Below are 21274 nucleotides of genomic sequence, written 5' to 3' on the forward strand. Positions count from 1 at the left end.
CCTGACTCATTCACCCAAGGAACCATCATGGCTGTACGCCAACCCCTCGATGCCACGGCTTGCAGCCTGATGGTCGGCCTCTGTGCCGTCTGGGGCCTGCAGCAGGTGGCGCTCAAGGCCACCGTCCAGGACATTGCTCCGATCATGCAGATCGCCCTGCGTTCCGCTGGCGCCGCGTTGCTGGTGGGGCTGCTGATGCTCTGGCGCGGCGAGCGCCTGGGGCTGCGCGAAGGCCACTGGCGCCCCGGCCTGGTGGTGGGCGCGCTGTTCGCCCTGGAGTTCCTGCTGGTGGGCGAGGGCCTGCGTCATACCAGTGCTTCGCACATGGCGATCTTCCTTTACACCGCGCCGATCTTCGCCGCCCTGGGCCTGCATTGGCGGCTGCCCGCCGAGCGTCTCAAGTCGATGCAATGGCTGGGGATCGGCGTGGCGTTCGCCGGTATTGTCGTGGCCTTTAGCGGGCCTTCGTCCCAAGGGGCAGGGGGCAATGCATTGCTGGGGGATTTCCTCGGCCTGCTGGGCGGTGCCGCCTGGGGCGCGACCACGGTGGTGGTGCGCTGTTCACGCCTGGCTTCGAGCCCCACCACCCGGACCTTGCAGTACCAGTTGCTGGGTGCCTGTGTGTGGCTGGGATTGGCGGCCTGGCTGTCCGGGCAAACCTCCATCCGCTTCACCCCGTTGGTCATCACCAGCCTGGGTTTCCAGGTGCTGGTGGTGTCCTTCGCCAGCTTCCTGATCTGGTTTGGCCTGTTGCGCCGCTACCTGGCTTCGCGCCTGGGGGTGCTGTCGTTCATGACGCCGCTGTTCGGCATCGGTTTTGGCGTGTGGCTGCTGCACGAGCCCCTGGAGCCGAGATTTATCTTCGGTGCCGCGCTGGTGCTGGCGGGCATCGTGCTGGTCAGCGGTTATGAATGGCTGCGCCAGCGCCTGGGCCATGGCCCGCGGCGGGCCCTGGACTCTTGAGGCGGTGCCTCAGGGCTTGGGCGCCGCGAGCTTGTCCTGGATCTTCTGCTGGAGCTGGATGGCGGCGGTGCAGGCCGGGTCCTCGGTACCGTGCTTGTTGCAGGACCTGCCCAGCACCTTGAGGGCCTTGGTGTTGTCTGTCGTGGTGCCGATGCCCTGGCTCAAGTTGAAACCGTACATGGTGCAGGCCCAGGGGTCGTTCGTCTCGCAGGCCTTGGCGTAGGTCTTGGTCACGCACTGGCGCACGGATTCGTCGTCGGGGGTGGCCACGTACATCCCGGCCGCACGGTTGGTGCAGCCGGAGACCACGCCCAGGCTGCAGGCCCGCTGGAACAGCGGCTCATAACCCATGGCCGGGCCCTTGGCCTTTTGCACGTTGATGCCCAGCCAGTAGCAGTCATTGCCATCGCCGCGCTTGCAGCTTTGCAGGCAGCCTTCCATCTGCCCGGGCTCGCTGCAGCGGTCGGGCTCTGTCGGCGCCTCCTTTCGTGGCACCAGCGTCGCCGGGCATTGCCGGGCCAGGCTCTGCCATTGTGGTTGCGCCAGGACCTGGGTCGACACGGCTTCGGCCGGGGTTGCAGGGGCTGGTGCGGCCTGGGCCTGCCAGGCTGGCAGCAGGGTCATGGCGAGTAGCCAGGGAAAGTAGAAGGGGCGCATGGGCAATCCTTTAGCGGCATGGATAAGCGCGCGTATCTTAAGGTCTTTTACCCACCAGGCCAGGGTTTTATCCCAAGCGGCCAGGGATATTTCTGTGACGCTGGTCAGACGCCCCCTTGAAGTGCCGGGTGCGAACTCTGTACTGTATATAAAAACAGTATATGGGTCCGACCATGCAACTGATCGACAAGCTGGGCATCCTCGCCGATGCCGCCAAGTACGACGCTTCCTGCGCCAGCAGTGGCGCCCCCAAGCGCAGCTCCCAGGGCAAGGAAGGGCTGGGCTCGACCAACGGCATGGGCATCTGCCATAGCTACACGCCGGACGGGCGCTGCGTCTCGTTGCTGAAGATCCTCCTGACCAACTTCTGCCTCTACGACTGCCAGTATTGCGTCAACCGCCGTTCCAGCGATGTGCCGCGGGCCCGCTTCACCCCCGAGGAAGTGGTGCGCCTGACCCTGGACTTCTACCGGCGCAACTGCGTCAGCGGGCTGTTCCTCAGTTCCGGGATCATCCGCTCGGCGGACTACACCATGGAGCAATTGGTGCAAGTGGCCAGGCTCTTGCGCGAGGAACACGAGTTCCGTGGCTACATCCACCTCAAGACCATCCCCGATGCCGACCCCGCGTTGATCGAGCAGGCCGGGCGCTATGCCGACCGCCTGAGCGTGAATGTCGAGCTGCCCACCGACCAGGGCCTCAAGACCCTGGCCCCGGAGAAGCAGCTGGGTTCGATCAAGCAGGCCATGCGCACCATCCACACCGGCGAGCAGACGGTGCTCAACGAGCCCCGGGCCCCGCGTTTTGCCCCGGCCGGGCAGAGCACGCAGATGATCGTCGGCGCCGACGACACCGATGACAGCACCATCTTGCACAGCGCCGAGGCCCTGTACGGCAACTTCCGCCTGCGCCGGGTCTACTACTCGGCCTTCAGCCCGATCCCCAACAGCCCGAAGAGCGTGCCCCTGGCCGCGCCGCCGCTGATGCGCGAGCACCGTCTGTACCAGGCCGACTTCCTGTTGCGCGGTTATGGCTTCAGCGCCAATGAACTGTTCAAGGGACCGGGGCACCTGGCCCTGGACATCGACCCCAAGCTGGCCTGGGCCCTGGAGAACCGCAGCCTGTTTCCCCTGGACCTGAACCGCGCCGAGCCAGCGTTGATCGCGCGTATCCCGGGCATCGGCCTGCGCACCACCCAGCGCCTGGTGGAGCTGCGCCGGGAGCGGCGCATCCGCTTCGAGGACCTGGCGCGCATGCGGTGCGTGCTGGGCAAGGCCAAGCCGTTCCTGATCACCAGCGACTATCACCCGCGCCAGGCCGAGACCAGCAGCGCGCAGCTCTACCAGCAACTGCGTGATCGCCCGCAACCGCAGCAGATGGGGTTGTGGGGATGATCGACCTGGACTGCCACGAGTCGTTCGACACCTGGCGCGAGCAGGCCCGGCGCTTGCTCAGCCATGGCATCGACCCCAGCCAGGTCAGTTGGTCCGGCGCTCGCGAGCCCGACCTGTTCGGCCGGCCGCAGGACTATCCGCAGCAACCCGGGCCATTCCAGGCACGTATTCCCCTGGCGCTGCTGGGGCTGTTGCAGCGGGCGGCGAGCTATCGTGGCGAGCAGCGCTGGAGCCTGTTGTACGAGGTGCTGTGGCGGGTCAGCCATGGTGACCGCACGGCCATGCTCAGCGGCGACCCCTTGGGCAGCGAGTTGCAACGGCGCATTCGCCAGGTGGATCGCGAGGCTCATCACTTGCACGCCTTCGTGCGTTTTATCGCGGTGCCGCCCGGACGTCCGATCCTGGCCGAGCAGCCGCAGTTCGTGGCCTGGCACGACCCGGCCCACGACATCCTGGCCAGCGCCAGCGAGCATTTCATCGGACGCATGGGGCGCCAGCGCTGGATGATCGCCACACCCCGCGATGGGGTGTATTTCGATGGCGTGCAACTGCATCACCAGCGCCAGTGCCCCGGTGCCTGGCAGCAGTTGGCCCAGGGCATGGAAGACCCCGGGGGCGAGCTGTGGTTGACCTACTACAGCCATATCTTCAACCCGGCGCGGCTCAACCCCAAGGTCATGCAAGGTCACTTGCCGGCGCGGTTCTGGAAGCACTTGCCGGAGGGGCCGTTGATCCCCGCGTTGATCGCCCAGGCCCGCCACGGCAAGCAGCGCGACGGGCAGGCCAGCCAGGTGGCGGTGCAGCGCGGCAAGCAGATCGGCCCGCGAAGGGAGAGCAAGGTGGCGTCGCTGGAGCCATCAGCGACAATGCGCAGCTTTGAACAATGAGGCAGGCAGCCAATGGATGATGGCAAGGGCATTACCGAGGAATTCTGGTCCAAGGGGGTGAGCGACGACGCCAAGATGATGTGGCGGGTAGGCAGCCGGGGCGTGACCTTCCTGATGGCATTGCTGCTGCCCAAGACCGGGTTCAGGGCCGTGGATATCGGGGTCGGGGTGCTGACCATGCTGGTTCCGTTGCTGGTGATCGAGACACAGAGGGCCTATTCGAAATTTTCTCCCGGGTTCCTGGAACGGGTGATCCGCCTCAGTGTGTTCGCCACGGGTGTCGCCATGGCCAGCCTGGGGTTGGTGGTCTACTTCGGGGTCGTCATGCCCGTGGTTTCAGCGGTGGGCATTCATTTTTTTCAACAAAGTGCCAGCGTCCAGCTGCAGGGGCAGAACGGGGTGGAGGTCGTCGGTTTCTGGTGGATGGCAGCCGTCACCGGGTGCGCCGTGGTATACGCGATACTCAAGAACTTTCGCGAGATGAAGATTTTCGAGCTCGTCTATCACAAGCCGCGTAATGGGGTGAGGCAGCTCATGCAGGACCGACCGTTGCGCGTCAGCAACTGGCCGATGTTCATCTGGTTCGAACTGTGTGTGTTGATCGCGAGTTTTCTCTACACCTTGATGGCCTCCCGGGCTGCGCTGCTGGTAGTGGAGGGGGCGCACCAGGTGCTGGCGCTGCTGGGTATCGCCCCTTGAGGAGCCAACCCGCCTTCATCGACAAGAGGGCGGGTGGCGCCGAGGCGCGGCGATGCGCCGCCGTCAGAAGCTGTACTTGAAGCTGGTCATCAGGTTGCGCGGGGCGCCGTAGTTGCCGGACAGGGCGGCGTTGCTGTAGTACTCGCGATCGAACAGGTTGTTGAGGTTGAGCGAGGCACTGAGGTTGCGGCTGATGTCATAGCGGGCCATCAGGTTGGTGACCGCGTAGCTGCCCTGGGTGAAGGTGTGCAGGTCGTTGCCGACCTTGCTCTGCCAGTTGACCCCGCCGCCCACGGTCAGCTTGTCCAGCGGACCGTGCAGGCGGTAGCTGGTGAAGGTCTTGAAACTGTTGCGCGGCAGGCCGGTGTTGATCCGCTGGTCGTCGGCGTCGGTGGTGACCGAGTAGGTGTAGCCCGCAGACGCTTGCCAGCCTTCGGCCAGCTCGCCGTTGAACTCCAGTTCCACACCCTTGGAGGTGGTGTCCTGCTCGGCGCTGTAGACGTCGTCGTGCTGCCAGATGGCCAGGTTGTCTTGCTGCAGTTTGTACAGCGCCAGGCTGGAGTTCAGGCGGCCATCGAAGTGGCTGCCCTTGATGCCGACCTCGTAGCCCTTGCCCTCCATCGGGTCCAGGGGCTTGTTGTCTTCGCTGCGCACCCAGGAGGCCTGGGGGTTGAAGATGCTGGTGTAGCTGGCATACACCGACCAGGTGTCGTCCAGGTCGTAGACCACCCCGGCGTAGGGGATGAACACGCCGTTTTCTTCGCGCTTGACCTCGCTCTCGGTGCCGCCATAGGGGCGCTCGCTGGTGTCGCGTTTCCAGTCGATCACCCGGCTGCCGAGGATCAGGCTCAGGTCATCGGCGAGGCTCAGGCGTGAGGTCAGGTAGGCCGCGTACTGGTCTTCATCTATCGAGGATTTGCCGCTTACGCTGAAGTCCGGCTTGGGCGATCGGCCGTCCCAGCCGTTGAGGTTGCCGATGGCACCGGCCGCGGAGCCGGCATAGTCATAGCGCCAACCGCCCCAGCCAGGGGTGCGCTCGTTGTATTGGGACAAGGTCACGCCGCTGATCAGTTCGTGCTCGCGGCCGAACAGGCTGAAGGGGCCGGTCAGGTACAGGTCGAGGTTGTCCTGGCGGGGTGTGCCGGAGAAGCGCACCGGCAACTGGCTGAGCCCGCTACCGTCTTTGTTCACCGAGCCCATGGCGAAGTTGAACAGCTCGTCGAACTGGTTCTCGGCGTGGGTGTACTCGATCTTGCCGCTCCAGCCGTTGCCCAGTTGTTGCTCGATGGATGCAAAGTAGCTGCGCTGCTGGTGATCGTTGTAGGACCATTCTGGGGCGGTGTTGGTGGAGCGCTTGAAGTGGGTGCGCTCGCCGCTGCTGAAGCGGGTGGGCAAGCCGGTGCGCAGCGGCGAGTCGACGTCGGTGCGCTGGTAGCTGAAGCCCAGGGTCAGCAGGGTGTCCTCGCTGAGGTCGAATTCGCTGATGCCGTACAGCAGTTGGGTCTGTTGCTTGAAGCGATCGATCCAGGCGCTTTCGGTCTTGTAGTCGGTCACCAGGCGCCCGCGCACATTGCCACTGTCGGTCAGCGGGCCGGAGACATCGATTCCGCCACCGTAGCGGTCCCAGGTGCCGGCCTGGCCGGTGATGCTCGCCTGGGCCTCGCGGGTAGGGCGCTTGCGGATCAGGTTGATGGTGGCCGCCGGGTTGCCCATGCCACTGATCAGGCCAGTGGCTCCGCGTACCACCTCGACCCGGTCGTACATGGCCATGCTCTGGGAGTAGTTGTCCAGGCGGGTATTGGTGGGCACGCCGTCGATCTCGTAGTTCTGGATCGCAAAACCCCGGGACCAGTAGCTGTCGGTTTCCGCTCCCAGGCCGTCGCGGGTGACGATGATGCCGGGAGTGGCTTCCAGGGTGTCGGTGAGGGTGCTGAGGTTCTGGTCGTCGATGCGCTGGCGGGTCATCACCGTGATCGACTGCGGGGTTTCCCGGGGCGTGAGGTTCAGGCGAGTCGAGCTGCTGGAGGAGTAGGTGGTGTATTCGCCGGTGCCTTCGGTGGTGGAGCCGGGGGCCTTGCCGGAGATCGAGATCGGGCTCAGCTCCAGGCCTGCGCCGCTGCTGCGGGCCTGCAGGGAATAGTCGCCATTGGCGCCGCGCACCGCTTGCAGGCCCGTGCCTCTGAGCAGGAGGGCCAGGCCGCCGTCGATGTCATGCCGGCCCTGGAGCCCCGGGCTGCTGCGGCCTTCGGCCAGGCTTGCCGGGTAGGACAGCAGGATATGCGCGCTCTGGCCGAAGCGGGTGAGGGCGCCGGCCAGGTTGCCGGGAGCGATATCGAATTCGACCTGGACCTGTTCCGCTGCCAGGGCCCACGTGGGCAGGACCATGGCCGCGGCGCTGCCAGTGAGGCAGACCAGGCCCTGGGCCACGGCGCCGGCCAGGTTGTGCTTGAGTGAAAAGGATCGCTGACGGCGCTGCATTACTGCCGATGACATGTGTGGCTCCCCATGCAAATGAATGTTCTGGGGGTTAAGTCTCGCCAGCGCGAAAAACAGACCACCTTGGCGCAACTTTTTTTCAGCCCAGGGCCGTACGGGGCTTGAGGGTGACCCAGTAGCGAGTGAACTGGCGCACCTCCAGGTGCAGGGTCTGGGCCACGGCAGACAGCACGCGGTCGGTGTCCGCCAGGGGGAAGGTGCCGGAAACTTTCAGCTGCGCGAGGCTCGGGTCGCAGCCCAGGTGCCCGGGGCGGTAGCGCCCCAGTTCTTCGAGGAACTGCGCCAGGGGCTGGGCCTGGGCCACCAGCATGCCCTGGCTCCAGGCCGGTTGCGTGGCGCCTTGTGCCTGGCGCAGCAGCAAGCCCTGGCGACTGAAACCGGCTTGCTCGCCGGCTCCCAGGCGCTGCGGGGGCTGGCCGCCATCCCGGGGAAGCAGGGTCAGCTCGCCCTGGTACACCGCCAGTTCGGTGCGCCCGGCCAGTTGGCGCACACTGAAGCTTGCCGCACTGGCTTGGACCCAGCCTTCGACGGTTTCCACCAGCAGGGCCGGGAGCGAGTCCTGCCGTGCCAGGGTCAGCAGCAGTTCGCCGCGCAGCAGCCTGATACGCCGTTGCTGGCGGTCGAAAGCCAGGGTGATCGCGGTGTCGGTATTGAGCTGTAGCTGGGTCTGGTCCGTCAGGGTGATGCGTCGCTGCTGGCCGACCCGGGTGCTGTAGTCGGCGCTCCAATCCTGGATCAGCGCGGTATCGCGCGTGGCCCAGGCACCGGCGCCGGCGGCCAGCAGCAGGCCCAGTTGCTTGAGGGCGCGACGCCGGCCGAGGTTCGGTGCCAGGGTGGCCCGGGCCAGCTCGCTGTGGCCTTGGCTGCGTACCTGCTGCAGGCGTTGGGCGAGGGTTTCGGCCCGCTGCCAGGCTGTCTCGTGCAGTGGGTGAGCCTCGCGCCAGCGCTGCCAGGCGGCGAGGGTGGCGGCACTGACCTGGGGTTCCTGCAGGTCCAGTTGCCATTGCATGGCCTGCTCGGCCATGGCGATATCGATGGACTGCGGGTTTGTGCTGGTGTCGCGGCTCAGCGGCTGATTCACAAGGCGCCCAGGCTGTCGTCGAGAAGGATGCACTGGGCCCCGGCCTTGACGATGTAGCGCTTGACCGTGGTCACCGAGACTTGCAGGCGTTCGGCGATCTGCTCATGGCCCAGGCCGTCGAGCTGCCACCAAAGGAAGGCCTGGCGCACCGGGCGTTCCAGGCGCTCGAGCACGGCGTCCAGCTGCATCAGGGTTTGCATGAGGATGGCCTGGGTCTCCAGGTCCGGCACCCCGTGCGCCGGCACGTGCTGCAGGGCCTCGAGGTAGGCCCGCTCCAGTTTCTGACGCCGGTAGTGGTTGCTCAGCACGCTCTGCGCCACCTTGGCCAGGAAGCTGCGCGGCGCCTGGATCTGCACCGGTTCGGGCTTGGCCAGCAGGCGCAGGAAGGTGTCCTGGGCCAGGTCTGCGGCGCTGTGGGAACAGTTGAGCCGCAGGCGCAGCCAGTTCTTGAGCCATTGATGCTGTTGGCGATACAGCAGGGTCAGGTCGCTGGCTTGGACGGGAGCAGGCATGACGGACAATTACCGGGGCAGGGAGGTCGCGAATGATAACGCTTATCATATAGATCGCTAGCCAAGCTCGGCAAGAAAAGTCTGAGGGGCTGCCAGGAAGAATCCGATATCCCGCAAACCACCCATGAAAAAGCCCGCCGCTGGCAAGCAGGGGCGGGCTTGGGTGAAGCGGGGCGGGTCAGACCTTGACGATCCAGCCGGCCGGAGCCTCGACTTCGCCGGTCTGCACGCCAGTCAGCTCCTTGTAGAGCTTCTGGGTGATCGGACCGACTTCTTTTTCGCTGTAGAACACGTGCAGCTTGTTCTGGTACTCGATGCCGCCGATCGGGGTGATCACCGCGGCGGTACCGCAGGCGCCGGCTTCCTTGAAGTCGCCGAGCTTGTCGATGAACACGTCGCCCTCGACCACTTCCAGGCCCAGGCGGCTCTTGGCCAGTTCGATCAGCGACAGGCGGGTGATCCCCGGCAGTACCGATGGCGAGTTCGGAGTCACGAACTTGTCGTCATGGGTGATCCCGAAGAAGTTGGCCGAGCCGACTTCCTCGATCTTGCTGTGGGTCAGCGGGTCCAGGTAGATGCAGTCGGCGAAGCTGGCCTTCTTGGCCTGGGAGCCGGGCATCAGGCTGGCGGCGTAGTTGCCACCGACCTTGGCCGCGCCGGTGCCCTGTGGCGCTGCACGGTCATAGCTGGAGATCAGGAAGTTGTGCGGGGTCAGGCCACCCTTGAAGTAGGCACCGACCGGAATGGCGAAGATCGAGAAGATGAACTCGGGTGCGGTGCGCACGCCGATGTTGTCGCCCACGCCGATCACGAACGGGCGCAGGTACAGCGCGCCGCCGGTGCCGTAGGGCGGGATGAAGCGTTCGTTGGCCTTGACCACGGCCTTGCACGCTTCGATGAATTGTTCGGTCGGTACTTGCGGCATCAGCAAGCGAGCGCAGCTGCGCTGCATGCGAGCGGCGTTCTGGTCCGGACGGAACAGGTTGATCGAACCGTCCTTGCAGCGGTAGGCCTTGAGGCCCTCGAAGCACTGCTGGCCATAGTGCAGGGCGGTGGAGCCCTCGCTGATGTGCAGCACGTTGTCTTCGGTCAGGGTGCCTGCGTCCCACTCGCCATTGCGCCAGTACGACAGATAGCGCTTGTCTGTCTTGATGTAGTCAAAACCCAGCTTGTCCCAATTGATGCTTTCGTTACCCATGACACCCTCTATCTCTTAACAACCGTCGGAACGGCTCAAGGCTTCTGACGTTTTTATTGGATGGGCACAACAATACTGCATTCCGGGGGCAGGCCGCACCCCGGACGATGGGAGGGGGAGCAAAAAAACTTAGCCTGCTCATGAACCCTCCCGTCCCCCGGGATAGCGACCTGCCTTGCATCTTTTTTGTAGGAGCGAAGCGTGCTCGCGATGGCGTCGGCGCAGATGGTTCGACGTTTCTGGCGTGCCTGCTGGCCTTATCGCGGGCAAGCCTCGCTCCTACGCTCTGGTGGTTACATGTGCAGCGCGTGGCCCAGGGCCCGCAATGCGGCTTCCTGGACCGCTTCGCCCAGGGTCGGGTGGGCGTGGATGGTGCCGCCGATGTCTTCCAGGCGCGCGCCCATCTCCAGGGATTGGCCGAAAGCCGTGGACAGTTCGGAAACCCCGACGCCTACCGCTTGCCAACCCAGCACCAGGTGGTTGTCACGCCGTGCCACCACGCGCACGAAGCCACCCTTGGATTCCAGGGTCATGGCCCGGCCGTTGGCGGCGAACGGGAAGCTGGCGACGATGCAGTCCAGGCCGGCGGCCTTGGCTTCGTCCGGCGTCTTGCCGACCACCACCACTTCCGGGTCGGTGAAGCACACCGCCGGGATCGCCGCCGGGGTGAACTCCCGGCGCTTGCCGGCGATCAGCTCGGCCACCATCTCGCCCTGGGCCATGGCCCGGTGGGCCAGCATCGGCTCGCCGCTCAGGTCGCCGATGGCCCAGACGTTGCGCATGCTGGTCTGGCAGCGCGCGTCGATCTTGACTGCCGAGCCGTTCATTTCCAGGTTCAGCGCTTCCAGGTTCCAGCCCTGGGTGTTGGGCTTGCGGCCCACCGCCACCAGCACCTGGTCGGTTGCCAGGTCCAGGGTGTCGCCGTTGGGGTCGCGTACCTGCAGGCTGCTGGTGCCGGCATCGAAGCCCAGCACGCTGTGCTTGAGGTAGAGCTTGATCCCCAGTTGCTTGACCGATTCCAGCACCGGTTGGGTCAGCTCGGCGTCATAGGCCGGCAGGATGCGCTCCTGGGCCTCGACCACGCTGACGTCCACCCCCAGCTTGCGGTAGGCGATGCCCAGCTCCAGGCCGATGTAGCCACCGCCGACCACGGCCAGGCGCTTGGGCAGGACTTTGGGCGCCAGGGCCTCGGTGGAGGATATGATCGGCCCGCCGAGGGGCAGCATCGGCAGGTTGACGCTCTTGGAACCGGTGGCCAGCAGCAGGTGCTCGCACTGGATACGGGTATCGGCGCCGTCGATTTCCACGGTCTTGCCGTCGATCACCCGGGCCCAGCCATGGATCACCTGGATCTTGTTCTTTTTCAGCAGGGCCGCGACCCCGGTGGTCAGGCGGTCGACGATGCCGTCCTTCCATTCCACGCTCTTGCCGATGTTCAGGGTCGGCGCCGCCACCTCGATGCCCAGGGCCGAGCCCTGGCTGTGGTGGCGGGCCTGGTGGAACTGTTCGGCCACGTGGATCAGCGCCTTGGACGGGATGCAGCCGATGTTCAGGCAGGTGCCGCCCAGGGACTGGCCTTCCACCAGGATGGTGGAGATCCCCAGCTGGCCGGCGCGGATCGCTGCGACATAGCCGCCAGGGCCGCCACCGATGATCAGCAGTTGGGTGTTGAGAGTCTGTTGCATGTCTTACTCCACAAACAGCGTGGCGGGTTGTTCGAGCAGGCCGCGGATGGCCTGGATGAATTGCGCGGCGTCCATGCCGTCGACCACCCGGTGATCGAAGGAGCTGGAGAGGTTCATCATCTTGCGGATCACGATCTGGCCCTTGATCACCATGGGCCGCTCGACGATCTTGTTGACCCCGACAATGGCCACTTCCGGCAGGTTCAGCACCGGCGTGCTGACGATCCCGCCCAGGGCGCCGAGGCTGGTGAGGGTGATGGTCGAGCCGGACAGCTCTTCACGCGCGGCCTTGCCGGCGCGGGCGGCCTTGGCCAGGCGCACGATCTCCTCGGCGTTGCCCCACAGGCTGCGGGCCTCGGCATGGCGCACCACCGGCACCATCAGGCCAACGTCGCTCTGGGTGGCGACCCCGACGTGCACCGCGCCGTGGCGGGTGACGACCTGGGCTTCATCGTCGTAGCGGGCGTTGATCTGCGGGAAGTCGCGCAGGGCCACGACCATCGCCCGTACCAGGAACGGCAGCAGGGTCAGCTTGCCGCGGGTGGCGCCATGCTTCTCGTTGAGGTGGATGCGCAGTTCTTCCAGGGCGGTGACGTCCACTTCCTCGACATAGCTGAAGTGCGCGGCGCGATGCTTGGATTCCTGCATGCGCTGGGCGATCTTGCGACGCATGCCGATCACCTGGATCTGCTCTTCGTCGTGGCGCTCGGCATAACCGGCAGATGGCGCCGAATGTCCGTGCGCCGCCTGGGTGCCCTGGGCCAGGTAGGCGTCCAGGTCCTCATGTAGCACGCGCCCGGCAGGGCCGCTGCCTTGTACCAGGCGCAGCTGGATGCCCAGGTCCAGGGCATGCTTGCGCACCGCCGGCGAGGCCAGTGGGCGCTCGTTGGCGTCGCGGGCGACCGGAGCCTGGGCCGGACGGCTGGCGGCGGCCTGGCAGGCGGGAGCCGGTTTTTCCACTTGAGGTGCGGCGGCCACCGGCGCGGCGGCGGGTTTTTCCGGGGCGGCTGGCGCCTTGCTCGGCGTCGGCAACTGGTCGGAGTCCTTGAGGTTGCCTGCACCCTCGACCTCGATGCTGATCAGGATGCTGCCTACCGCCATCACTTCACCCGGCTCGCCGCCCAGGGCCAGCACTTTGCCGTGGACCGGGGAGGGGATGTCGACCATGGCCTTGTCGGTCATCACGTCTGCCAGCACCTGGTCTTCGACCACCAGGTCGCCGACCTTCACGTGCCACTGCGACAGTTCTACTTCTGCGATGCCTTCGCCGATGTCCGGCATCTTGATAACGTGCGTGCCCATTCAGACCTCCATGACCCGTTGCAGCGCCGCGCCCACTCGGGACGGCCCTGGGAAATATGCCCACTCCTGCGCGTGGGGATACGGCGTATCCCAACCTGTGACGCGCTCGATCGGGGCCTCCAGGTGATGGAAGCAATGCTCTTGCACCAGCGACACCAGCTCGGCGCCGAAACCGCAGGTCCGGGTGGCCTCGTGCACCACCACGCAACGGCCGGTCTTCTGCACCGACTTGACGATGGTGTCCAGGTCCAGCGGCCACAGGCTGCGCAGGTCGATGACCTCGGCGTCGATGCCGGTTTCCTCGGCCGCCACTTGCGAGACATAGACCGTGGTGCCGTAGGTCAGCACGGTGACGTCCTTGCCCGGGCGGGCGATGGCCGCCACGTCCAGCGGGACCTTGTAGTAGCCGTCCGGAACCTGGGCCGAAGGGTGCTTGGACCAAGGGGTCACAGGGCGGTCGTGGTGGCCGTCGAACGGGCCGTTGTACAGGCGCTTGGGCTCCAGGAAGATCACCGGGTCATCGTTCTCGATGGAGGCGATCAGCAGGCCCTTGGCGTCGTAGGGGTTGGACGGCATCACGGTACGCAGGCCACAGACCTGGGTGAACACCGCCTCGATGCTCTGGCTGTGGGTCTGGCCGCCATAGATGCCGCCGCCACACGGCATGCGCATGGTCAGTGGCGCGGTGAACTGGCCGGCGGAGCGATAACGCAGGCGCGCGGCTTCGGAGATGATCTGGTCGGTGGCCGGGTAGACATAGTCGGCGAACTGGATTTCCGCCACCGGCCGCAGGCCATAGGCGCCCATGCCGACGGCGGTGCCGATGATGCCGCTTTCCGAGATCGGTGCGTCGAACACCCGCGAGGTGCCGTACTTGGCCTGCAGGCCCTCGGTGCAGCGGAACACGCCGCCGAAGTAGCCCACGTCCTGGCCGAACACCACGACGTTGTCGTCACGCTCGAGCATCACATCCATGGCCGAGCGCAGGGCCTGGATCATGGTCATGGTGGTGGTGGTCATGGCGGTGTCCAGCTGGATATTGTTGTTGTGATCGTTCATCTCAGACCCCCAGTTGCTGGCGTTGGCGTTTCAGGTGCTCGGGCATGTCCTTGTAGACATCCTCGAACATGGTCGCGGCGCTGGGGATCTGGCCGCCGGCGAGGGTGCCGAACTGCTCGGCTTCCTTCTGCGCGGCGATGACCTGGGCTTCGAGTTCGGCGCTGAGCGCGGCGTGTTCCTCTTCGGACCAGTGGCCGAGCTTGATCAGGTGCTGCTTGAGGCGAGCGATCGGATCGCCGAGCGGGAAGTGGCTCCAGTCGTCGGCCGGCCGGTACTTGGACGGATCGTCGGAGGTGGAGTGCGGGCCGGCACGGTAGGTGACCCACTCGATCAGGGTCGGGCCGAGGTTGCGGCGGGCGCGTTCGGCGGCCCAGCGCGAGGCGGCGTACACGGCGATGAAGTCGTTGCCGTCGACCCGCAGCGAGGCGATGCCGCAACCCACGCCGCGTCCGGCGAAGGTGGTGGCTTCACCACCGGCGATGGCCTGGAAGGTGGAGATCGCCCATTGGTTGTTGACCACGTTGAGGATCACCGGCGCCCGGTAGACGTGGGCGAAGGTCAGGGCGGTGTGGAAGTCCGACTCGGCGGTGGCACCGTCGCCGATCCAGGCCGAGGCGATCTTGGTATCGCCCTTGATCGCCGAGGCCATGCCCCAGCCCACACCCTGCACGAACTGGGTCGCCAGGTTGCCGGAGATGGTGAAGAACCCGGATTCTTTCACCGAGTACATGATCGGCAGCTGGCGCCCCTTGAGCGGGTCGCGCTCGTTGGACAGCAGCTGGCAGATCATGTCCACCAGCGGCACGTCGCGGGCCATCAGGATGCTTTGCTGGCGATAGGTGGGGAAGCACATGTCGTCGACATTCAGGGCCAGCGCCTGGGCGCTGCCGATGGCTTCCTCGCCGAGGCTCTGCATGTAGAACGACATCTTCTTCTGGCGCTGGGCGACCACCATGCGGTTGTCGAAGATGCGGGTCTTGAGCATGGCCCGCATGCCCTGGCGAAGGATCTCCACAGGCACGTCTTCGGCCCATTCGCCCAGGGCGTTGCCCTGGTCATCGAGTACACAGATCAGGCCACGGGAGAGGTCGGCGGTATCGGCGGGTTCTACATCGATCGGGGGTTTGCGCACCAGGCCGGCGTCGTTCAGGCGCAGGTAGGTGAAGTCGGTCTTGCAGCCGGGACGGCCCGATGGTTCGGGAACGTGCAGGCGTAGCGGTGCATACGCTGGGGTCATGGCTTTCTACGCTCGATCTTGTGGATTTCTTGTATTTGGGCGCGCTAGCTGACAGTCCTTCCCTGGGTAAGGGAAATCTTGTCCTACAAACATCATAGGCCGGGAGAAGGAGAATATTTATCTCTGTTTCGTTGCACAGAAAGTCATTTGCAGATAAAAAATCTCTATAAACATAAAAACAAGGTTGTTTTATCTCATGCGTAAACTGGACCGTACCGATATCGGCATTCTCAACAGCCTGCAAGAGAACGCTCGCATCACCAACGCCGACCTGGCCCGCTCGGTGAATCTTTCTCCAACCCCCTGCTTCAATCGGGTCCGGGCCATGGAGGACCTGGGGCTGATCCGCGAGCAGGTGACCCTGCTGGACGCCGATCTCCTGGGCCTGCATGTCAACGTATTCATCCACGTCAGCCTGGAGAAGCAGGTCGAAGAAGCGCTGCAGCACTTCGAAGAGGCCATTTCCGATCGTCCGGAAGTGATGGAGTGCTACCTGATGGCCGGCGACCCGGACTACCTGATCCGCGTGCTGGTGCCCAGCATCCAGGCCCTGGAGCGCTTCATGATGGACTTCTTGACCAAGGTGCCGGGGGTGGCCAACATCCGCTCCAGCTTCGCCCTCAAGCAGGTGCGCTACAAGACCGCGCTGCCGCTGCCGGCCAATGGCCTGACCCTGGGTACCTGAGGCTCAGGCCGGCACTTCCCGCCACAACCTGTCGAGCTCCTTGAAGTCCCGGTCGTCCGGGGCTTCGCGGTCGACGATGCGCTCCTGGCCCTGGACCCGGGCCAGGTCCACCACGCCCTGTCCGAGCGCAACCGCCACAGCTGCCGCCAAAAAACCAGGTGGATATGCACTGGATCGTCTCGGCCGGGCATCGCTGGGCATATCAGGTCTATTGCTTGGCCAGGGCACGATGGTGCCCTTGCTGCTGCAATACCAGGATGTCCTGCTTGGGCGTGGCACGGAACAAGCGCGCGTATTCGCGGATGAATTGCGAAACGCTCTCGTAGCCGACCTTGTATGCAGAGGCGCTGACGTTCATGGCTTCATCCAGCATCAGGCGCCGGGCTTCGAACAGGCGCAATTGCTTCTGATACTGCAGGGGCGTTGCTCCGGTCAGTGACTTGAAGTGGCTATGGAACGAGGAAAGGCTCATGCCGCTCGTTTCCGCCAATTCGGCGATGCACAGGGGCTCAGTGAACCTGCCTCGCAATAGCGATATAGCGTCCATGACCCCTCGCGAACGGGTTCCCGCCAGGGCCAGCTCCGCGAAGCTTTCGCCCTTGGGGCCAGCCAGCAGCCAATAGGCTATTTCGCGAATGATGCCCCGGGTCAGCAGGGGGATCGCGTCGGGAACGGCCAGCAAGCGCAGCAAGCGTTGCAGCGCGTGTTCCAGATCGCCTCCCACATCGATGACGAACAGCCCTGGTTCCAGGCTCGCATCAGCGCAAGGGCCTTGGGTGCTTGCCGCTATCTCCCGCAGCACCTCCAGGTCCAATGCCAGCATCAAGCCTAGATAGGGCTTGTCGGAACTGGCTTGGACCACGCTGCCTATGGCGGGTGAATCGATCCTGGCGGCGAGGGCTTGTCCGGGTCCGTAGGCCAGGACCCTGTCGGCGACTCGTGCCTGCTTGAGCCCCTGCAGGGTTACGCAGATCGCCGGCCTGTAGAGCTGGTGATAGAGCGCAATGGGCTCGGTCGCCACCACCAGGTACAGGCCATCGATGGCTGTGCGCAAGAACCCAGTGCCGGATATCGGACTGACATAGTGTTCGACCATCTGCTTGAGGGCGTATGCCATGGACAAGCTCCTGCATGAAACGACTATTTTCAGCATATCCGCAGCCGATGGGAGCACCCAGGGCCCAAAACAAGGTTGCAGGATCAGGTGAAAAATTTGGAGGTTTGTTCGTTCCCAATGCGAGTTGGCGACCCTAGAGTCCAGGGAACGCCCTACCGGTGCTCTAGCGGGTCGGTACCAAATGCAGGATCGAGTTTTCGAAGAACGCCGCTGGGGCCCACGTGGCTGTTTCTCTCTCGTATTCAAGGATCATCCTCATGGCAACAATCGAATCCGACATGTCTTCGCGCCTGGCCATGGAGGGCTATCGCACGTTCAATCCGGCGACCGGCGAGCTTCTTCGGGAATATCCCACCCTGAGCGATGGACAAGCCCACGCCCTGGTCGAAAGAGCGCACGAAGCGTTCCTTGCCTGGCGCAGCGAACCGCTGGTGCGGCGCATCGAACTGTTCCGCAAACTGGCCGATCGCATCGATGCGAACGTCGAGCGTCTGGCCAGGCAGATTACCGTCGAAATGGGCAAGCCCCTGGAGCAGGCGAGATTCGAGGTCGGCGTTGTGTCGAGCATGCTCCGCTACTACGCGGATCATGCCGCGCAATTCCTGGCTGACTCGGCGGTGGCGGTCTCGGGGTTCTCCCGGGTCTACACGCGACGTGAGCCCGTAGGGGTTGTCGTGGGCATCGAGCCTTGGAACGGGCCGTTGTACCAGGCCATGCGCGCGGCCGTTCCCAATCTGATGCTCGGCAACAGCGTGGTGCTCAAGCCCGCCGAGATCACCGCAGGATCGACGCTTATCCTCGAGGAACTCTTGGTCGCGGCAGGATTTCCCGAAGCGGTGTTCCAGGTGGCCCTGGTTTCCCGGGAGCAGATCTCGACTTACATCGCCGATCCGCGAGTGCGAGGAGTGACGTTGACCGGTTCGGACCGTGCCGGGGCGCAAATCGGCGCACAAGCCGGGCGGCACATCAAACCGCTGATCCTCGAACTGGGAGGCTCGGATCCATTCATCGTCCTTGATTCTGCCGATATCCCCAAGGCGGCAAGTTCGGCGGCCATATCCCGTCTCGCCCTGGGAGGGCAAATCTGCATCTCGCCCAAGCGCGTGATCGTCACCGAGAAAGTGGCCGATGCATTTATCGAAGCCTATGGCGAAATCTTCATGAACCAGAAAATCGGCGACCCCCTGGATCCGCAAACCACGTTAGGGCCGCTTTCTAGTCCCGGCGCTGTCGATACCTTGCAGGCGCAATACGACGATGCCATTGCCAAGGGCGCCCAGGTCCTGGTCGAGGGCGGACGCATGCCCGGGCCTGGCGCTTATTTCAAACCAGCGGTCCTGGGCGGGATCACAGCCGACATGCGCCTCTATTATGAGGAGGCCTTCGGTCCCATCGGCATCATTTATCGGGTCGCCGATGCCGATGCAGCAGTGGTGCTGGCCAATGACAGTCCGTACGGCCTCGGCGGAACGGTTTATGGGAAGGATCTTAGAGAGGCGAACCGGGTGGCGCAGGCCCTGGACATCGGCATGGTCGGTATCAACCAGTACCTGGGTGGCCCGATCGAGATTCCGTTCGGCGGCACGAAAGCGTCTGGCATTGGCCGTGAATTGGGCAGCACCGGTATGGATGCATTCGCCAACATCAAGACTTACGCGTTGGCCTGATGGCAGGCCAGATCGGCCTGTCTGCGTGGGGGCATCGTTAACGATCCGACGGTTCCCATGTTTCGCACGAAGGCATCGCGTTGTGCTTCCCGAGTCACTCAAGGAAGCGCTGCGGGTTTGCTGGTAATGGCATTCCAGTTTTTGACTTGCTCGGGAGCATTCTCATGAAAGCATCGGTATGTCGAGGAATAGGATCAGGGTTTGAGGTCGTGGATGTCGACATCGACCGGCCCATTGGGCGAGAGGTGCTGATCGACGTCCGCGCTTGCGGCCTTTGCCATACGGACCTGACTCTTTCAGAGGCGGACTACGGCTTCACCTTTCCTGCGGTCTTCGGCCATGAGGTGTCTGGCGTGGTGAGGGAAACCGGACCCTTGGTAACGCAGGTTAGCGTCGGTGACCATGTCGTTGGCTGCCTGATCGCCTTCTGCGGGCGGTGCGTCGCCTGCCTCAGTGGCCGGACGCATGAATGCAGCGAGCCAGGCGCGACCCTGCGGGCGGCCGAGCAAGACCCACGCCTGTCGCTCGCCGGTACCGCTATCACCCAAGGATACGGCCTTGGCGGATTCGCAGAACAGGCATTGATCCATGAAAACCAGTTGGCGGTGATCAATCGGGAAATCCCTTTCTCCCATGCTGCGATCCTGGGCTGTGCGACGGTAACGGGCGCAGGGGCGGTCATCAACACTGCCCGGGTTCGTCCCGGAGATACCGTCGCGGTGTTCGGAACTGGCGGCGTCGGGCTGAACGCGATCAATGCCGCCCGGCTCAGCGGCGCCTTGAAGATCATCGCGATCGACATCATCGACGCCAAGCTCAAGCGTGCCGTCGATTTTGGTGCAACCCATGTCGTCAACTCCCTGGCATCGGACCCTGTCGAGGCGGTTCGGGATATCACCGGTGGTGGCGTGGACTTCGCTTTCGAAGCCATTGGCTTGCCCGCTACGCAGGCGCAGGCGATCCGCGCGGCCCGAGATGGAGGAACGGCACTGCTGATCGGCCTGGGCAAGCCTGGCGCATGCATCACGCTGGATACGTCGCTCTCGCTGCTAGCCGAGCACAAGACGATTCGGGGGGTCGCAATGGGCTCTACGAACCTGAAGCGGGACATTCCGCTCTATGCCGATTTCTGTGTGGATGGACGTCTTCTGGTTGGGGAACTGGTAAGCGAGGAAATTTCCCTCGAGCAGATCCCCAGTGCCTACCAGCGATTGAAGCGGGGCGAGACGCTGCGAGCTGTTGTCACCCAGTGGTGACCACGCAGAAGCCGGGATGCGACGCCAGAGCCGGACATCCGGCCAATGGCCTGGCCCTGGGCACCTGAGGCTCAGGCCGGCGCTTGCCGCCACAACCTGTCGAGCTCCTTGAAGTCCCAGTTGCCCGGGGCTTCGCGGCCGACGATGCGCTCCTGGCCCTGGACCCGGGCCAGGTCCACCACGCTCTGTTCCAGCGGCAGGTTGGAGCGGGTGGAGAAGAACACCTTGACCTTGGGCAGCAGCAAGGTCTCGGGGTGCTGCTCCAGCACCACCGCCAGGCGCCCGCTCTCCAGGCGCACCAGGGAGCCCACCGGGTAGATCCCGACACTCTTGACGAAGGCCTGGAACACTCGCTGGTCGAAGTGGCCGGTCCAGGTGGACATGCGCTGGATCGCCTCGGCCGGGTCCCAGCCACGGTTGTAGGGACGGTTGGAGGTCACCGCGTCGTACACATCGCACACCGCGCCCATCTGTGCGAATAGGCTGATCTGCTCGCCCTTGAGGCGGTGCGGGTAACCCGAGCCGTCGGCCTTTTCATGGTGGTGCAGGCACACATCCAGCACCAGGGCATCCACGTCGGGACTCTGGCGCAGGATTGCGCCGCCGGCCTCGGGGTGCAGCTTGACCTGTTCGAACTCGTTGTCCGAGAGTTTCTGCGGTTTGTTGAGGATGGCATCGGGGATGGTCAGCTTGCCCACGTCGTGCAGCAACCCGGCGACCCCGGCAAGTTGTACGAGGGGCGCCGGCAGGCCCAGCTGGCGCGCGGTGGCCAGCATCAATGCGCAGACCGCCACCGAATGCATGTAGGTGTAGTCGTCGGCGCTTTTCAAGCGCGCCAGGCTGATCAGCGCATGGGGATGGCGCAGCAGCGACTCGGTGATCTGGCCCACCAGGTCGCTGGCTTGTTGTATCGCCACCACCTGGCCCAGCCGCACTTCCTGGAACATGTCCATCACCGCCTGGCGCGAGTGGGCGCAGACCTTCAGCGCCCGCTGCATTTCCTCGTCCATGCTGGCCCGTGGCGCCGCGACTGCGGGGGCCGGGGTGGCGGTCGTCGCATCGGCGCTGGCTACCGGCGGAGCAGGGGGCTCGGGCAGGTCGCGGCCTTTGCTGGGGTCGATCCACAGGCCGTTCAGGTTCGAGCGCTGCAAGCGCCGCAGGTCTTCGTGGTTGTCCAGGAGAAAGCCGGCCTTCCAGAACGAATGGTCCAGCCAGGAACCCGAGAAACGCTGGATGTACATGCCCAAGCGCAGTTGTTGCACCGAGATCAGTTTCAGCATGACCAGTACTCCCCCGAGGGCGCTTGACTCTCATCGCTCCGGCGCTTGTCCGGCAACGGCCGGAGCGATGAACCACGAACCACACAAGCCTTGTCCCAC

19 protein-coding genes are annotated in these 21274 nt (G+C 64.6%); 7 read left to right on the forward strand and 12 right to left on the reverse strand.

Features of this window, described 5'->3' with window-relative positions; translation table 11 throughout:
• The first annotated feature begins 27 nt into the window (after window positions 1-27).
• Complete coding sequence (locus AC3WK8_RS08505; RefSeq protein WP_103323839.1) at window positions 28-963, forward strand: DMT family transporter; 936 nt, start codon at window positions 28-30, stop codon at window positions 961-963.
• A 9-nt stretch (window positions 964-972) separates the two neighbouring features.
• Here the strand turns inward: AC3WK8_RS08505 and AC3WK8_RS08510 are convergent, their stop codons facing one another.
• Complete coding sequence (locus AC3WK8_RS08510; protein ID WP_103323838.1) at window positions 973-1620, reverse strand: SEL1-like repeat protein; 648 nt, start codon at window positions 1618-1620, stop codon at window positions 973-975.
• A 173-nt stretch (window positions 1621-1793) separates the two neighbouring features.
• Between AC3WK8_RS08510 and AC3WK8_RS08515 the strand changes: the two genes are divergently transcribed.
• From AC3WK8_RS08515 to AC3WK8_RS08525, 3 genes are read left to right on the forward strand one after another with little or no spacing between them, the layout of a single operon-like run.
• Window positions 1794-3014: a putative DNA modification/repair radical SAM protein gene (locus AC3WK8_RS08515; RefSeq protein ID WP_022643873.1), complete on the forward strand. Its 1221-nt coding sequence runs from the start codon at window positions 1794-1796 to the stop codon at window positions 3012-3014.
• Window positions 3011-3901, forward strand: a complete 891-nt coding sequence (locus tag AC3WK8_RS08520; RefSeq protein WP_103323837.1) for a TIGR03915 family putative DNA repair protein — start codon at window positions 3011-3013, stop codon at window positions 3899-3901. Before AC3WK8_RS08515 ends, AC3WK8_RS08520 begins: the two co-directional genes overlap by 4 nt.
• Before the next feature lie 12 nt (window positions 3902-3913).
• The gene (locus tag AC3WK8_RS08525; RefSeq protein WP_053136061.1) at window positions 3914-4600 is read left to right on the forward strand and encodes a hypothetical protein; all 687 of its coding nucleotides are present in this window, start codon (window positions 3914-3916) and stop codon (window positions 4598-4600) included.
• 63 nt (window positions 4601-4663) lie between these two features.
• On the opposite strand, the gene AC3WK8_RS08530 is transcribed toward AC3WK8_RS08525, so the two are convergent.
• The 8 genes from AC3WK8_RS08530 to AC3WK8_RS08565 form a co-directional block, all read right to left on the reverse strand.
• Window positions 4664-7093 (reverse strand): TonB-dependent siderophore receptor, encoded by a 2430-nt coding sequence (locus tag AC3WK8_RS08530; RefSeq protein WP_103323836.1) that lies wholly within the window; start codon window positions 7091-7093, stop codon window positions 4664-4666.
• 82 nt (window positions 7094-7175) lie between these two features.
• The gene (locus tag AC3WK8_RS08535; protein WP_256592201.1) at window positions 7176-8177 is read right to left on the reverse strand and encodes a FecR domain-containing protein; all 1002 of its coding nucleotides are present in this window, start codon (window positions 8175-8177) and stop codon (window positions 7176-7178) included.
• Window positions 8174-8689, reverse strand: a complete 516-nt coding sequence (locus AC3WK8_RS08540) for a sigma-70 family RNA polymerase sigma factor (protein ID WP_103323834.1) — start codon at window positions 8687-8689, stop codon at window positions 8174-8176. The genes AC3WK8_RS08535 and AC3WK8_RS08540 overlap by 4 nt, the downstream gene beginning before the upstream one ends.
• 178 nt (window positions 8690-8867) lie before the next feature.
• On the reverse strand, window positions 8868-9887 hold the full coding sequence (locus tag AC3WK8_RS08545) for a branched-chain amino acid aminotransferase (protein WP_022643880.1): 1020 nt from the start codon (window positions 9885-9887) through the stop codon (window positions 8868-8870).
• 293 nt (window positions 9888-10180) lie between these two features.
• The gene (lpdA, locus tag AC3WK8_RS08550) at window positions 10181-11572 is read right to left on the reverse strand and encodes a dihydrolipoyl dehydrogenase (RefSeq protein WP_103323833.1); all 1392 of its coding nucleotides are present in this window, start codon (window positions 11570-11572) and stop codon (window positions 10181-10183) included.
• Window positions 11573-11575: 3 nt separating this feature from the next.
• Complete coding sequence (locus tag AC3WK8_RS08555) at window positions 11576-12874, reverse strand: dihydrolipoamide acetyltransferase family protein (protein WP_103323832.1); 1299 nt, start codon at window positions 12872-12874, stop codon at window positions 11576-11578.
• On the reverse strand, window positions 12875-13933 hold the full coding sequence (locus AC3WK8_RS08560; RefSeq protein WP_022643883.1) for an alpha-ketoacid dehydrogenase subunit beta: 1059 nt from the start codon (window positions 13931-13933) through the stop codon (window positions 12875-12877).
• A 1-nt stretch (window position 13934) separates the two neighbouring features.
• Window positions 13935-15170 (reverse strand): 3-methyl-2-oxobutanoate dehydrogenase (2-methylpropanoyl-transferring) subunit alpha, encoded by a 1236-nt coding sequence (locus AC3WK8_RS08565; RefSeq protein WP_207245008.1) that lies wholly within the window; start codon window positions 15168-15170, stop codon window positions 13935-13937.
• 196 nt (window positions 15171-15366) lie between these two features.
• On the opposite strand from AC3WK8_RS08565, the gene bkdR reads away from it, so the two are divergent.
• Window positions 15367-15855 (forward strand): Bkd operon transcriptional regulator BkdR, encoded by a 489-nt coding sequence (bkdR, locus tag AC3WK8_RS08570; protein WP_022643885.1) that lies wholly within the window; start codon window positions 15367-15369, stop codon window positions 15853-15855.
• A gap of 3 nt (window positions 15856-15858) precedes the next feature.
• Here bkdR and AC3WK8_RS08575 read toward each other — a convergent pair whose 3' ends face one another.
• Both AC3WK8_RS08575 and AC3WK8_RS08580 read right to left on the reverse strand, forming a co-directional pair.
• A complete protein-coding gene (locus tag AC3WK8_RS08575; protein WP_256578564.1) occupies window positions 15859-15993 on the reverse strand; it encodes a hypothetical protein in 135 nt (44 codons plus the stop codon).
• A 70-nt stretch (window positions 15994-16063) separates the two neighbouring features.
• Complete coding sequence (locus AC3WK8_RS08580; RefSeq protein WP_158250046.1) at window positions 16064-16972, reverse strand: AraC family transcriptional regulator; 909 nt, start codon at window positions 16970-16972, stop codon at window positions 16064-16066.
• A gap of 257 nt (window positions 16973-17229) precedes the next feature.
• On the opposite strand from AC3WK8_RS08580, the gene AC3WK8_RS08585 reads away from it, so the two are divergent.
• Both AC3WK8_RS08585 and AC3WK8_RS08590 read left to right on the forward strand, forming a co-directional pair.
• A complete protein-coding gene (locus AC3WK8_RS08585) occupies window positions 17230-18639 on the forward strand; it encodes an aldehyde dehydrogenase family protein (RefSeq protein WP_207245010.1) in 1410 nt (469 codons plus the stop codon).
• Between the two features lie 164 nt (window positions 18640-18803).
• Window positions 18804-19895: a zinc-binding dehydrogenase gene (locus AC3WK8_RS08590; protein ID WP_103323828.1), complete on the forward strand. Its 1092-nt coding sequence runs from the start codon at window positions 18804-18806 to the stop codon at window positions 19893-19895.
• A gap of 71 nt (window positions 19896-19966) precedes the next feature.
• On the opposite strand, the gene AC3WK8_RS08595 is transcribed toward AC3WK8_RS08590, so the two are convergent.
• Window positions 19967-21175, reverse strand: a complete 1209-nt coding sequence (locus AC3WK8_RS08595; RefSeq protein WP_085596486.1) for a cyclic di-GMP phosphodiesterase — start codon at window positions 21173-21175, stop codon at window positions 19967-19969.
• Between the last annotated feature and the right edge of the window lie 99 nt (window positions 21176-21274).

The organism is Pseudomonas sp. FW507-12TSA, assembly GCF_058781435.1.

What these genes read in the sequence shown, in the direction of transcription:
- AC3WK8_RS08505 (WP_103323839.1), top strand. Translation starts at nt 28, where the DNA reads ATGGCTGTACGCCAACCCCTCGATGCCACGGCTTGCAGCCTGATGGTC.
- AC3WK8_RS08510 (WP_103323838.1), bottom strand. Translation starts at nt 1,620, where the DNA reads ATGCGCCCCTTCTACTTTCCCTGGCTACTCGCCATGACCCTGCTGCCA.
- AC3WK8_RS08515 (WP_022643873.1), top strand. Translation starts at nt 1,794, where the DNA reads ATGCAACTGATCGACAAGCTGGGCATCCTCGCCGATGCCGCCAAGTAC.
- AC3WK8_RS08520 (WP_103323837.1), top strand. Translation starts at nt 3,011, where the DNA reads ATGATCGACCTGGACTGCCACGAGTCGTTCGACACCTGGCGCGAGCAG.
- AC3WK8_RS08525 (WP_053136061.1), top strand. Translation starts at nt 3,914, where the DNA reads ATGGATGATGGCAAGGGCATTACCGAGGAATTCTGGTCCAAGGGGGTG.
- AC3WK8_RS08530 (WP_103323836.1), bottom strand. Translation starts at nt 7,093, where the DNA reads ATGTCATCGGCAGTAATGCAGCGCCGTCAGCGATCCTTTTCACTCAAG.
- AC3WK8_RS08540 (WP_103323834.1), bottom strand. Translation starts at nt 8,689, where the DNA reads ATGCCTGCTCCCGTCCAAGCCAGCGACCTGACCCTGCTGTATCGCCAA.
- AC3WK8_RS08545 (WP_022643880.1), bottom strand. Translation starts at nt 9,887, where the DNA reads ATGGGTAACGAAAGCATCAATTGGGACAAGCTGGGTTTTGACTACATC.
- lpdA (WP_103323833.1), bottom strand. Translation starts at nt 11,572, where the DNA reads ATGCAACAGACTCTCAACACCCAACTGCTGATCATCGGTGGCGGCCCT.
- AC3WK8_RS08555 (WP_103323832.1), bottom strand. Translation starts at nt 12,874, where the DNA reads ATGGGCACGCACGTTATCAAGATGCCGGACATCGGCGAAGGCATCGCA.
- AC3WK8_RS08560 (WP_022643883.1), bottom strand. Translation starts at nt 13,933, where the DNA reads ATGAACGATCACAACAACAATATCCAGCTGGACACCGCCATGACCACC.
- AC3WK8_RS08565 (WP_207245008.1), bottom strand. Translation starts at nt 15,170, where the DNA reads ATGACCCCAGCGTATGCACCGCTACGCCTGCACGTTCCCGAACCATCG.
- bkdR (WP_022643885.1), top strand. Translation starts at nt 15,367, where the DNA reads ATGCGTAAACTGGACCGTACCGATATCGGCATTCTCAACAGCCTGCAA.
- AC3WK8_RS08580 (WP_158250046.1), bottom strand. Translation starts at nt 16,972, where the DNA reads ATGGCATACGCCCTCAAGCAGATGGTCGAACACTATGTCAGTCCGATA.
- AC3WK8_RS08585 (WP_207245010.1), top strand. Translation starts at nt 17,230, where the DNA reads ATGGCAACAATCGAATCCGACATGTCTTCGCGCCTGGCCATGGAGGGC.
- AC3WK8_RS08590 (WP_103323828.1), top strand. Translation starts at nt 18,804, where the DNA reads ATGAAAGCATCGGTATGTCGAGGAATAGGATCAGGGTTTGAGGTCGTG.
- AC3WK8_RS08595 (WP_085596486.1), bottom strand. Translation starts at nt 21,175, where the DNA reads ATGCTGAAACTGATCTCGGTGCAACAACTGCGCTTGGGCATGTACATC.